Raw genomic sequence first — 12,437 nt, 5'->3', positions numbered from 1 at the left:
CCTCCGAGGAAAGACGACGATGGCGATCAAGGCAGTGGTGTTCGATTTCGGCGGCGTGCTGGTGGACTGGAGCCCGGAGTATCTGTATCGCCACCTGATTCCGGATGCCGACGAGCGCCGCTGGTTCTTCACCCACGTCTGCACGATGGACTGGGTGGTGCGCCAGGACGGCGGCCAGCCGATCGCCGAGGGCACCGAAGAACTGGTCGCGAAGTTTCCCGGGCACGAGGCGTTGATCCGCGCGTTCTACACGCGCTGGCACGAGATGATCGGCGGGCTGCTCGAGGGCGGCGTGGCGACCTTCGACCGGCTCGAGGCGGCCGGCGTGCCGCTCTTCGGCTTGACGAACTGGTCGGCCGAGACTTTTCCGTGGGCCTGGGAGCGCTTCGGCGTGCTGCGGCGCTGCCGCGACGTCGTGGTGTCGGGGCGCGTGAAGCTCGTGAAACCCGATCCGGCGATCTTCCACGAGATGTTCCGCCGCATCGACGCCCAGTTGCCCGGCGTGCGGCCCGAAGAACTCGTCTTTATCGACGACAACCGCCATAACGCCGAGGCTGCCGCGGCACTCGGCTGGCACGGCGTGCATCATACGAGCAACGCCGCCACCGACGCACGCCTGCGCGAACTGGGCCTGCCGGTCTGACGCAATCCGGCACAGCGCCCGCACCAACCCGACCTATCGGGAAGGCGGCGTGGCCGTGCCGCCGCCGAGCAGATTGCGCAGTGCGTCCGTGAGGCCCTTCGCGGTCTGGCCCGCACCCTGCACCACGCCCTCCGCGCTTACGCCCAAAGCTTTCGCAAAGCCCGCCCGCAGATCCGTCGTCAGACTTTCGTCGAGATGGAACTTCGGGTCGCGCAAATTCCCGTCCAGCACGAAATGCAGCGTGATGTCGCCGTTGTGCGCCTTGAGCGCCGCGATGGCGATGCGCGTGGGGATGGCGAGGAAGGTGTCGAGCGGATCGCTGCTGGGGGCGAGCTGCAACTGGTGCAGCGTGATCGTGCCCGGCGCGTGCAGGCGGTAGGCATTCACCGTGGAGTCGAGGTCGAGATCGAGCGTGCCGCCCGTCACGCGCGCCTTCGTGCGGGCCTTCCTGAGCAGCCAGGGATCGAGCGTCGAGATATCGACGCCGCGCAGCGTGGTGGTGGTCTGCGAATCCTTGTTCGCGATGCGCACCCAGCCGCGAAACGACACCTGCCCCGTATGCTGCGGCCCCTTGATCGCGCCCGTCACCGATAGCTGGGTCGGTTCGGCGAGCGCGGGCAAATGGATGTTGTCGACCGTGGCGCTGGCATCGCTCACGGTCACGCGATAGGGCGGATTGCTCACGCTGCGGTCGTAGAACACGAACTCACCGGCTTCGAAGGCGACGTGATCGATGCGCTTTTCGGCGGGCAACGATGCCGGGGGCGCCGAGGCGCCGGAAGCCGGCGGCGCGCCGGGGTTTTCCACGCCGCTGCGCAGATTCGGCAGGATCTGGATCGAGCCGTCCGCCCGGCGCAGGACGTTCATCGTGAAGCCGCGCACGGTGACGTCGCGGATATGGATGCGGTGCGCGAGGAGCGCGCGCAGGTCGGGCGCGAGGGTGATGCGGGCCGCGTGCAGGCTGTCGGCGGTCGGCCAGCCCGGTGGTGCCTTGAGGTGGACGTCGGAAAGCTCGACCGAGGTCAGCGTGAACGCCACGTCGATCCTGCCGGCCGTGCCGATCGGCGCGAGCGCCTCGGCCACGCGCGCTTTCGCTTCGCGCTGGAGCAGATACAGGCCGCCGAGCGCGCCCAGCACGAGCACCGCCACGACGATCGCCGCGACGAGGGCGAAGCGGGGGAGCGTGCGATGGGTGGGCGGCGGCGTCATGTGAAGCATCTCGCGCTGGGAGTGTAAAAAGCGGGCAACGCTGACGAAGCGGGCGCCGGCAACGCGGCCCCGCCGGGCGCAACGGACATAGCGTAGCGGGTTTTCAGCAACCGCCGTGCCGCGCGCGCCAGAAAAAACGGCAGCCCGAGGGCTGCCGTTCGCTGCGAGTGGCCAGGGGCGCAACGATGCGCCGTCCCGTCCCGTCCCGCGCGCCGCTCGTGCCGCTCGTGCAGCGAATTAGCGGCTGATCGGCTTGTAGCGCAGACGCTTCGGCCGTGCGCCTTCCTCGCCCAGACGCTTGATCTTGTCGGCCTCGTACTCCTGGTAGTTGCCGTCGAAGAACGTGACCTGCGAGTCGCCCTCGAACGCGAGGATGTGCGTGGCGATGCGGTCGAGGAACCAGCGATCGTGCGAGATCACCATGACGGAGCCCGCGAATTCGAGCAGCGCGTCTTCGAGCGCACGCAGCGTTTCGACGTCGAGGTCGTTCGACGGTTCGTCGAGCAGCAGGACGTTGCCGCCCGAGATCAGCGTCTTGGCCAGATGCAGACGGCCGCGCTCGCCGCCCGAGAGGTTGCCGACGATCTTCTGCTGGTCGCCGCCCTTGAAGTTGAAGCGGCCGATGTACGCGCGCGACGGCGTTTCGTACTTGCCCACCGTCAGCACGTCCGCGCCGCCCGAGATTTCCTCGAACACGGTCTTGCTGGCGGCCAGTGCGTCGCGGCTCTGGTCGACGTAGGCGAGCTTGACCGTCGGGCCCTGCACGATCTCGCCCGAATCCGGCTGCTCCTTGCCCGTGAGCATGCGGAACAGCGTGGACTTGCCGGCGCCGTTCGGCCCGATGATGCCGACGATCGCGCCGGCCGGAATCTTGAAGCTCAGATTGTCGATCAGGAGGCGGTCGCCGTACGACTTGCTGACGTTCTTGAACTCGATCACTTCGTTGCCGAGGCGCTCGCCCGCCGGAATGAAGATTTCCTGCGTTTCGTTACGCTTCTGGTAGTCCGTGCTCGACAGTTCCTCGAAGCGCGCGATACGCGCCTTCGACTTCGCCTGGCGGCCCTTCGGGTTCTGGCGCACCCACTCCAGTTCCTTCTTGATGGCCTTCTGGCGCGCCGATTCCGTCGCCTCTTCCTGCTTCAGGCGCTCTTCCTTCTGGTCGAGCCAGCTGGAGTAGTTGCCCTTCCAGGGAATGCCATGGCCGCGGTCGAGTTCGAGAATCCATTCGGCGGCGTTGTCGAGGAAGTAGCGGTCGTGGGTCACGGCGACCACGGTGCCCGGGAAGCGCGTGAGGAACTGCTCCAGCCACTCGACCGACTCGGCGTCGAGGTGGTTGGTCGGTTCGTCGAGCAGCAGCATGTCGGGCTTTTCGAGCAGCAGCTTGCACAGCGCGACGCGGCGCTTTTCACCGCCCGACAGATTGCCGATCTTCGCGTCCCAGGCCGGCAGGCGCAGCGCGTCGGCGGCAATGTCGATCTGCTGTTCCGCGCTGCCGTCGGTCGTGGCGAGGATCGCTTCGTACTTCGCCTGCTCGGCGGCGAGCGCGTCGAAGTCGGCGTCCGGCTCCGCGTAGGCGGCGTAGATCTCGTCGAGCTTCTTCTGCGCGTTGAACACGTCGCCGAGACCCTCTTCGACCGCTTCGCGCACGGTCTTTTCCGGGTCGAGCTGCGGCTCCTGCGGCAGATAGCCGATGTTGAGGTTGGGCATCGGCGTGGCTTCGCCTTCGATGTCCTTGTCGACGCCGGCCATGATCTTGATGAGCGTGGACTTGCCCGAGCCGTTCAGACCGAGCAGGCCGATCTTCGCGCCCGGGAAGAACGACAGCGAGATGTCTTTCAGGATCTGGCGCTTGGGCGGCACGATCTTGCCGACCCGGTTCATGGTGAAGACGTATTGGGCCATGAGAGTGTCTTTGGAAACGGGAAGAAAAGGGGGCGGGACGCGGGCGCCGCGCTTGCAGGCGCCGCGCCGGACCGCGAATAGGGGTAACGCGCAAACCGCTATTGTACGGGGCGCGGGCGGCGGGGGAGCGAATCCGGGCGGCGGTCGCGCCCGTTGCCGCGCGTGCCTACAACCATTGGGCGACGCCGCCGTGACGGGAGCAGGTGCCGCTGTGATGGCGGCTGAAGCTGTATGTGCCGTCGCGGCAGCGCGCGCTCGCGCCTTCGGGCGCGTTGCCCGAGCGCGTATGGGCCGGGGAATGGACCGTTTCGCCGTCGCGGTTCTGGTAGGTGCTGTGATTGTCGAGATCGCTTTCGTTCGGGGCGGCGCCGGGGGCCTGGTAGGCGAAGGCGGGGGCGGCGACGCAAAGCGCAAGCAGCAGGGCGGCGAGCCAGCGCGCTGCGCGTGGCGGGAGGTGAAGTCTCATGTTTCGTATCGCTGGATTTGGCGGCTTGTCGGGCAACGCTTGAGTCGGGCACAAAAGCAGGCACAAAAAAGCCCGCTCGAAAGCGGGCTCGGTGCTGCGCGACGCCGGGCGCCGCTTACACGTTGAACAGGAAGTTCATCACGTCGCCGTCGTGCACCACATATTCCTTGCCTTCGGCGCGCATCTTGCCGGCTTCCTTCGCGCCGGTTTCGCCCTTGTACTGGATGTAGTCGGCGTAGGCGATGGTCTGCGCGCGGATGAAGCCGCGCTCGAAGTCGGTGTGGATCACGCCGGCCGCCTGGGGCGCGGTGTCGCCGACGTGGATCGTCCACGCGCGCACTTCCTTCACGCCCGCCGTGAAGTACGTCTGCAGGCCGAGCAGCTTGAAGCCCGCGCGAATCACGCGGTCGAGGCCCGGCTCTTGCATGCCCATGTCGGCGAGGAAAGCAGACTTGTCTTCGTCGTCGAGGTCGGCGATTTCGGCTTCGATCGCGGCGCACACGGCCACGACCGGCGAGCCTTCCGCTTCGGCGTACTTGCGTACGGCCTCCAGGTGCGGGTTGTTCTCGAAGCCGTCTTCCTTCACGTTCGCGACGTACATCGTCTTCTTCGCCGTGATGAGGCAGAACGGCTTGAGGAGCGCCTGTTCGTCTTCGTTCAGGTCGAGCGCGCGCACGGGCTTTGCCTGATCCAGTTGCGCACGCACCTTTTCCAGCACGGCGGCGAGCTTCGCTGCTTCCTTGTCGTTGCCCGACCTGGCGGCCTTCGCATAGCGCGTGAGCGACTTTTCGACGGTGCCGAGGTCGGCGAGCGCGAGTTCGGTGTTGATGACTTCGATGTCGGCGAGCGGATCGACCTTGCCGGCCACGTGAATCACGTTCTCGTCCTCGAAGCAGCGCACGACGTGCGTGATCGCATCGGTTTCGCGGATGTTCGCGAGGAACTGGTTGCCGAGCCCTTCACCCTTGCTTGCGCCCGCGACGAGGCCCGCAATATCGACGAACTCGACCACGGCCGGCACCACGCGCTCGGGCTTGACGATGTCCGAGAGCGCCACGAGCCGCGGATCCGGCACTTCGACCACGCCGACGTTCGGCTCGATCGTGCAGAACGGATAGTTCTCGGCGGCAATGCCTGCCTTGGTCAGCGCGTTGAACAGGGTGGACTTGCCGACGTTGGGCAAGCCGACGATGCCGCATTTGAGGCTCATGAAATTCTCTGCTTGTCAGGGTGGGGACGTGCGGCTCGCCGGATGGAGGCGCCTGCCGGCGCTTGCCGGGCGCTCGGGCCCTGCGCACGGGGGAGCGCGAGGCGCGCACGGGCGGCACGTCGGGGGAGCGGTTCTGGCCGCTCGAAACCGTAATTGTAACCTTGTCCGGGCGCGGGTTCGCCCTGCGCGGGAGCCGTCGCCTCGCGCGCGGTTGGTGAGGCGTGCCGGGACGAGCGCCGGGCGGTGCCTGCGGCAATGGACCGCGCGGTCAGGTACGTGGCATGCCGGCAGCGGCCAGGCGCGTGTGAGAGGGCCGCCCGGCGGCCGTTTGTGCCCATTTACCTTCATTTGCCGCTCTTTTCCAGCGCGTTGGGCACGGGCTGCACACCTGCGCCGCGCCGGTCCGTCCGGCCCTTTCAGGCGGTGCCCCGCAGCTATAATGCGCGCATGACTGCATCCAACCAGACCTTCGACGTCGCCGTGATCGGCGGCGGGCTCGTCGGCAAGTCGGCAGCGCTCGCGCTGAGCCAGAGCGGCCTGCGCGTCGCGCTGCTCGCGCAGCCTTGTGCGCCGCTGCCCGCCGGCGCCGTGTTCGACGCGCGCGTCTATGCGTTTTCGCGCAGCTCCCAGGCGCTGTTCGAGCGGCTGCGGGTCTGGCAGGCGATCGACCCGGCGCGCCTCACCCCCGTGTACGACATGCGCGTTTTCGGCGATGCCGCCGCCGAGCTGCACTTTTCGGCCTACCAGGCTTCGGTGGCGCAGCTCGCGTGGATCGCCGAATCGTCGGTGATCGAGCGCGCGCTCGATTCGGCGCTGCATTTCCAGCCCAACCTCACGTGGATCGACGCGCGCGCCCAGACGCTCGACGTCAAGCCGCACGCCGCCGTGATCGGCCTCGCGAACGGCCGCACGCTCGAAGCCGACCTCGCGCTCGGCGCCGATGGCGCGCATTCCTGGGTGCGCGCGCAGATCGGCTCGAAGGTGGAGCGGCGCGAGTATCACCAGTCGGGCGTGGTCGCGAATTTCCGCGCCGCGCGCCCGCATGGCGAAACCGCCTGGCAGTGGTTCAGGGGCGGCGAGATCATCGCGCTCCTGCCGTTGCCGGACCAGCACGTGTCGCTCGTCTGGTCGGCGCAGACGCAGCATGCCGAGGCGCTCTTGCGGCTCGATCCCCAGCAGCTCGCCGCCGAAGTCGAACGCGTCACGCAGGAGCAGGTGGGCGCGCTCGAATGCGTGACCCCCGCGCGCGGTTTCCCGCTCGCGCTCCAGACCGTGGACCGCCTGATCGCCCCGCGCGTGGCGCTGGTGGGCGATGCCGCTCACCTCATCCATCCGCTCGCCGGCCAGGGAGTGAATCTGGGTTTGCGCGACGTGGCGGCGCTCGCCGATGTCATCGCGCAGAAAGAGGCGTTCCGCGACCTCGGCGACACCGTGCTCCTGCGCCGCTACGAGCGCGGCCGCCGCGAGGACATCCGCAAGCTCGTCGTCGCCACCGACGGCCTGCAACGGCTGTTCTCGATTCCCGGTACGATTGCGCAGGCCGTGCGCAACACGGGCATGGCCTTCGTGGGCGCCCAGCCGCTCCTCAAGCGCTGGCTGGTTGCGTCGGCACTGGGGTAAGGGGCTCATAGGGGCCTATAGGGGCCAAGGGGTTAAGCGCTCGAAGCCCCGGCTGCTGCGGCGCAACGGGAACCGCGGTTGCGCCGGCGGTTGCCGCGCCCGCCGTGCGGCGTCAGAATGGCCGAATCCGCTGGACAGCACTCAGGGCACCGGCTGGACGAACGGAACACCGGCGCGCGCAAACCGCACGCGCCAGAATCAGGAAGCAAGTCATGCAAAAACGAATCCGGATTGCCGCGTTTGTTCTCGCGGCGGCGGCCACGCTGCTCGGCTGCTCGGCCGAGGCCGACCAGGTCACCGACAAGCTGAAGGCCACGCTGCAGGCGCGCCTCGGCTCGGACGCCGACATCAAGGGCATCACGAAGTCGCCCGTGGCCGGCCTCTACGAAGTCAACCTCGGCTCGCAGATCATCTATAGCGATGCGAACGGCGACTACGTGCTGATCGGCGACCTCGTCGATACCAAAAGCCACCGCAATCTCACCGATGCGCGCCTCTCGGACCTGAACCGCATCGACTTCGCGAGCCTGCCGTTCGCGAACGCGGTGAAGGTGGTGAAGGGCAACGGCAGCCGCAAGATCGCGGTGTTCTCGGACCCGAACTGCCCGTACTGCCATCAGCTCGAAAACACGCTCAAGTCGATCGACAACGTGACGGTCTACACCTTCCTCTATCCGGTCCTTTCGGAAGATTCGACGGTGAAGGCCAAGTCGATCTGGTGTTCGTCGGATCGCGCGAAGGCGTGGGAGTCGTGGATGCTGAGCCGCCAGACGCCAACGGCGGCCGGCACCTGCAACACCGCCGCCATCGACAGCAATCTCGCGCTCGGCGCGAAAATCAACGTGACCGGCACGCCCACCGTGATCCTCGCCGATGGCCGCCGCCTGCCCGGCGCGGTCTCCGCCGACCGGCTCGAACGCGAGCTGAGCGAGGCGCACTGAGCCCACGCATTACCCCACCGGCCGCTCGATGCGGCCGGTCTTTTTTTGCCTATCCCGCCGATGAAGCCGATCCGATACACCATCGTTCCGAAGAATCCCGCCGCGCACCTGTTCGAGGTGACGCTCACCGTCGAGGACCCTGCGCCGGAAGGGCAGCGCGTCATGCTGCCCGTGTGGATCCCGGGCAGCTACATGGTGCGCGAGTTCGCCCGCAACATCGTCACGCTGCGCGCGTTCAACGACGCCGGCCGCAAGGTGCGCGTGACCCGGACCGACAAGCACACGTGGCAGGCGGCGCCGGTGAAGGGCGCGCTCACGCTGCGCTACGAGGTGTACGCGTGGGATCTCTCGGTGCGTGCGGCGCATCTGGACGACACCGTTGGCTTCTTCAACGGCACGAGCGTGTTTCTCGCGGTGCTCGGCCACGAAGAGGCGCAGTGCATCGTCGATATCCAGCGGCCGGACGGCCACGCGTATCGCCACTGGCGCGTCGCGACCGCCATGGCGGAGGCGCGCGGCACCAAGCGCTACGGCTTCGGCGAATACGTGGCGTCGGGCTATGACGAACTGATCGACCATCCGGTGACGCTCGGCGATTTCACGCTCGCGAGCTTCAAGGCGCACGGCGTGCCGCACGATATCGTGATCGCGGGCCGCGTGGTCGGCCTCGACACCGAACGTCTCGCGAACGATCTGCAGAAGGTCTGCGAAGCGCAGATCGCGCTTTTCGAGCCGCGCACGAAGCGCGCGCCGATGGACCGCTACGTGTTCATGACCCAGGCCGTGAGCGACGGCTACGGCGGCCTCGAGCATCGCGCCTCCACGGCGCTCATCTGCAATCGCACGGACCTGCCGGTGAAGGGCAAGCCCGAGATGAGCGAGGGCTATCGAACGTATCTGGGCCTGTGCAGCCACGAGTACTTCCACACCTGGAACGTGAAGCGCATCAAGCCGGCCGCGTTCGTGCCGTACGACCTCACGCGCGAGGACTACACCTCGCTCCTCTGGCTCTTCGAAGGCTTCACCTCCTACTACGACGACCTGATGCTGGTGCGAAGCGGCCTCATTTCCGTCGACGACTATTTCGCGCTGGTCGGCAAGACGATCGGCGGCGTGCTGCGTGGCGCCGGGCGCCTGAAGCAGAGCGTCGCGGAGAGTTCGTTCGACGCGTGGGTCAAGTACTACCGCCAGGACGAGAACGCGTCGAATGCGATCGTCAGCTACTACACGAAGGGCTCGCTCGTGGCGCTGGCGTTCGATCTCACGATCCGCGCCGAAACGGGCGGGCGCAAGTCGCTCGACGACGTGATGCGCCTCCTGTGGCAGCGCTATGGCCGCGACTTCTATCGCGGCAAGCCGGTGGGCGTGGGCGAGGACGACGTGGAGGCATTGATCGCCGAAGCGACCGGCGTGTGGCTGGGCGGTCTCTTCGCCGACGCGGTGCGCGGCACGCGCGACCTGCCGCTGGCGGCGCTTTTCGAGCCGTTCGGCGTGACGCTCGAAGGGGAGCCCGAGCGCGGCGCGAAGCCCTCGCTCGGCGCGCGCCTGCGCGGCGGCGCCGATGCGACCCTGGCGGTGGTGTACGAGGGCGGTGCGGCGCAGAAAGCGGGCCTCTCGGCCGGCGACGCGCTGGTGGCGCTCGACGGCCTGCGCGTGACGGGCGCGAACCTCGACAGCCTGCTGTCGCGCTATCAGCCGGGCGCGAAGGTGGAAATCCACGCGTTCCGCCGCGACGAACTGCGGGTGGCGCGTCTCACGCTCGATACGCCGGACGTCGCGCGCTACAAGCTGATCGCGGCGGACAAGCGCCCGGGGCCGCGCGGGCTGCGCGAGCGGTGGCTGGCGGTCTGAACGGGCCTTGCCAGCCTGAAATCGCGCGTCCTGCGCGTAAAAATCAGACGAAAGCGGTGCGGGCGTGACAACCCGCACCGCTTTTTTTATGCCGGCGATTGTTCTACCGCTGCAACAATCCGTCATCGGTGGACTACTTTTTCGGGGCGCCGCAAAAAAACACAATGCCTTCACTCGCGCAACGCTGCGCGCCCCAACCCCGAAGGAGTCACCATGACCACGATCCTGCAAGTCAACTCGGCCGCCCGCTCGCAAGGCTCGCAATCGACGCTGCTCGTCAACGAATTGACGAACAAGCTGCAACAATCGAACGCCGGCGCCAAGGTCGTCACGCGCAACCTGCAAGCCGAACCGCTGCCGCACCTCGACGACGCCGTGCTGGGCGCGTTCTTCACGCCGGCCGAGCAGCGCACGCCGGAGCAGCAGGCCATCGCCGCACGCAGCGAAGCGCTGATCGCCGAACTGCAGGCTGCGGACATCGTCGTGATTGGCGCGCCGCTGTACAACTTCGGGATTTCGTCGCAGCTCAAGACCTACTTCGACTGGATCGCGCGCGCAGGCATCACCTTCCGCTACACCGCGAACGGTCCCGAAGGCCTCGTGAAGGGCAAGAAGGTGTTCGTGGTGTCGGCGCGCGGCGGCAAGTACCAGGGCACCCCGCACGACAGCCAGACGCCGTACCTGAAGTCGTTCCTCGGCTTCCTCGGCATGACGGACGTGAACTTCATCTTCGCCGAAGGCCTGAACCTGGGACCGGAAGCGGCGGGCGCCGCATTGGCGAGCGCACGCGAGGCGATCGCCGCGGCGTAAATGCCGGGTGAGGCGGCGCTCCCGAGCGCCGCGACTGCCGAAAAAAAACGCCACGAAATGACTTTTCGTGGCGTTTTTCTATGGGTTCGGTGCAACTGCCTGGCATTGGCCTCAGGCGAGCACTTGGGCTTCGTCGGGCAGACGCCAGTCGATGGGCTGGCGTCCCTGCGATTCGAGGTAGGCGTTGGCCTCGGCAAAATGTCCGCAGCCCAGAAAGCCCCGGTGTGCCGAGAGCGGCGAAGGATGCGGCGCTTCCAGCACGCGGTGCGGCTGCCCTTCGATGAGCGCGCGCTTTGCCTGCGCATGGGCGCCCCACAGCATGAACACGAGATGCTCGTGGCGGGCGGCGAGTTCGCGGATCAGCGTGTCCGTGCAGCGTTCCCAGCCGCGCTTCGCGTGGCTCGCCGCATTGGCGCGCTCGACCGTGAGCACGGTGTTGAGCAGCAGCACGCCCTGGCGCGCCCACGCATCGAGACAGCCATGCGCCGGAGCTTCGATACCGAGGCTCGCGGCGATCTCCTTGAAGATATTGCGCAGCGACGGCGGCGGACGGACCGCGGGCGGGACCGAAAACGCAAGCCCGTGGGCCTGCGGCGTGCCGCGATCTTCGCCGTGGTACGGGTCCTGGCCGAGAATCACGACCTTCACCTCGTCGGGCGAGGTGAGGCGCAGCGCGCGGAACACGTCGGCGGGATAGACGGTCTTGCCCGCGGCGCGCTCCGCATCGACGAAACGGCACAGCGGCCCGTAAGCATCGCTCGCGATGAACGGCGCGAGCAGGTCGCGCCAGGCGGCGGGCAGCGCGGCGAACTGGTCTTCGAGGCGCTGGACGGGCGCGTGAGCAGCGGGGGCAGCAGGAGCGGTGCGGGGCATGGCGGCCTGGGTGGGCGTGGAGGACGTGTGGGGCGGCGTGGCGGGCGTCGGCCCGTCGTCGAGCAGCGAGAAGATCGTGATCTGGCGCGGATCGACTTCGGGCGCGAGCGGGTCGTCGAGCGTGTCCTGGGTCGTGTCCGGCAGGTCGTCTTCGAAGAGCGAGGCTTGCACCGGTTCCGCGGCGCGCAGGCGTTTCGTGGCAGTCATGGGCGGGAAGTGTCGCAGCAAACGGGCGGCGTTTCAATGCGCCCGCCGGTAGGGCGGCCCCGCTCAGCCTTCGCGCAACCGGTAGCCGCGCTGCGCCTTGCTGATATCGTCGGGTGCGAGGCCCGGCAGTTCGGCGCAAAGCTGTGCCGCGAGCGTGTGCAATGCCGCTTCGTCGCCCGCTTTCAGTTCCAGTTCGATTTCGCAGATCGGCGCGCTTCGCGTCTGGCCATTCACGTTCGCCGTAATCTCGCCCTGATCGATCGCCGCTTCGATTTCCGAGCCATCGACGGAAAGCATCCACAGCGTGCGCGTGAAGTCGGTGCGAAAGAGGGCGACGAGGGAGGCGGCGGCGTCGGAGAGCGCCGTGGCCACGCCTGCTTCGTCGCATTCGTGCAGCAGCCGCCCGGTTTCGAGCGCTTCGCCCGCCACCGGCATTTCCCATTCGTGCCGCGCATGCAGGCCGTTTTGCGCGACCCCCACGGTCTTGAACGTCTGCAGCCAGCCATCCGGCGTGCGGCGCAGCCGCAGCGCGCTCTTCGCGCGCGCGAGGGTGAGCGAAGGCGTGTCGAAGTAGATGTTCTCGAGGCGCACGGCATGTCCCGCACGGCCCGCCCGCGCTTCGAAGAGCCGCAGCGCGGCCCCTACCTGTTCGCGCGGCAGCGCGAGCTTGATTTCCCGCTCGATGCCCATGATTCGTGCCCCGCT

11 protein-coding genes are annotated in these 12,437 nt (G+C 67.6%); 5 read left to right on the top strand and 6 right to left on the bottom strand.

Features of this window, described 5'->3' with window-relative positions:
- Positions 1-19: 19 nt before the first annotated feature.
- Positions 20-643 (top strand): HAD family hydrolase, encoded by a 624-nt coding sequence (locus BFE01S_RS26170; RefSeq protein WP_028228053.1) that lies wholly within the window; start codon positions 20-22, stop codon positions 641-643.
- Positions 644-676: 33 nt separating this feature from the next.
- Here BFE01S_RS26170 and BFE01S_RS26165 read toward each other — a convergent pair whose 3' ends face one another.
- The 4 genes from BFE01S_RS26165 to ychF all read right to left on the bottom strand — a co-directional run bounded on the left by BFE01S_RS26165 (position 677) and on the right by ychF (position 5,430).
- Positions 677-1,852: a DUF748 domain-containing protein gene (locus BFE01S_RS26165; protein ID WP_028228052.1), complete on the bottom strand. Its 1,176-nt coding sequence runs from the start codon at positions 1,850-1,852 to the stop codon at positions 677-679.
- 237 nt (positions 1,853-2,089) lie between these two features.
- Complete coding sequence (gene ettA / locus BFE01S_RS26160) at positions 2,090-3,754, bottom strand: energy-dependent translational throttle protein EttA (RefSeq protein ID WP_028228051.1); 1,665 nt, start codon at positions 3,752-3,754, stop codon at positions 2,090-2,092.
- 166 nt (positions 3,755-3,920) lie between these two features.
- Complete coding sequence (locus tag BFE01S_RS26155; RefSeq protein ID WP_028228050.1) at positions 3,921-4,220, bottom strand: DUF3761 domain-containing protein; 300 nt, start codon at positions 4,218-4,220, stop codon at positions 3,921-3,923.
- 115 nt (positions 4,221-4,335) lie between these two features.
- Positions 4,336-5,430, bottom strand: coding sequence for a redox-regulated ATPase YchF (gene ychF, locus BFE01S_RS26150; RefSeq protein WP_028228049.1), 1,095 nt, complete (start codon positions 5,428-5,430; stop codon positions 4,336-4,338).
- A 447-nt stretch (positions 5,431-5,877) separates the two neighbouring features.
- On the opposite strand from ychF, the gene BFE01S_RS26145 reads away from it, so the two are divergent.
- The 4 genes from BFE01S_RS26145 (at position 5,878) to BFE01S_RS26130 (ending at position 10,652) form a co-directional block, all read left to right on the top strand.
- Positions 5,878-7,050, top strand: coding sequence for a UbiH/UbiF family hydroxylase (locus BFE01S_RS26145; RefSeq protein WP_028228048.1), 1,173 nt, complete (start codon positions 5,878-5,880; stop codon positions 7,048-7,050).
- A gap of 212 nt (positions 7,051-7,262) precedes the next feature.
- Positions 7,263-7,991: a DsbC family protein gene (locus tag BFE01S_RS26140; protein WP_028228047.1), complete on the top strand. Its 729-nt coding sequence runs from the start codon at positions 7,263-7,265 to the stop codon at positions 7,989-7,991.
- A gap of 60 nt (positions 7,992-8,051) precedes the next feature.
- Positions 8,052-9,842, top strand: a complete 1,791-nt coding sequence (locus BFE01S_RS26135; RefSeq protein WP_028228046.1) for a M61 family metallopeptidase — start codon at positions 8,052-8,054, stop codon at positions 9,840-9,842.
- A 213-nt stretch (positions 9,843-10,055) separates the two neighbouring features.
- On the top strand, positions 10,056-10,652 hold the full coding sequence (locus BFE01S_RS26130; RefSeq protein ID WP_028228045.1) for an FMN-dependent NADH-azoreductase: 597 nt from the start codon (positions 10,056-10,058) through the stop codon (positions 10,650-10,652).
- 111 nt (positions 10,653-10,763) lie between these two features.
- Here BFE01S_RS26130 and BFE01S_RS26125 read toward each other — a convergent pair whose 3' ends face one another.
- Entirely contained in the window at positions 10,764-11,525 is a 762-nt protein-coding gene (locus tag BFE01S_RS26125) for a uracil-DNA glycosylase (protein ID WP_407668249.1), read from the bottom strand.
- Between the two features lie 270 nt (positions 11,526-11,795).
- Complete coding sequence (locus BFE01S_RS26120; protein WP_028228043.1) at positions 11,796-12,422, bottom strand: CYTH domain-containing protein; 627 nt, start codon at positions 12,420-12,422, stop codon at positions 11,796-11,798.
- Between the last annotated feature and the right edge of the window lie 15 nt (positions 12,423-12,437).

The sequence above is a fragment of the Paraburkholderia ferrariae NBRC 106233 genome (assembly GCF_000685035.1).
In the GTDB taxonomy this organism is placed as follows: Bacteria; Pseudomonadota; Gammaproteobacteria; order Burkholderiales; family Burkholderiaceae; genus Paraburkholderia; species Paraburkholderia ferrariae.
Note: the sequence above shows the minus strand (reverse complement) of the source record. Positions and strands in the feature narration are given on the sequence as shown.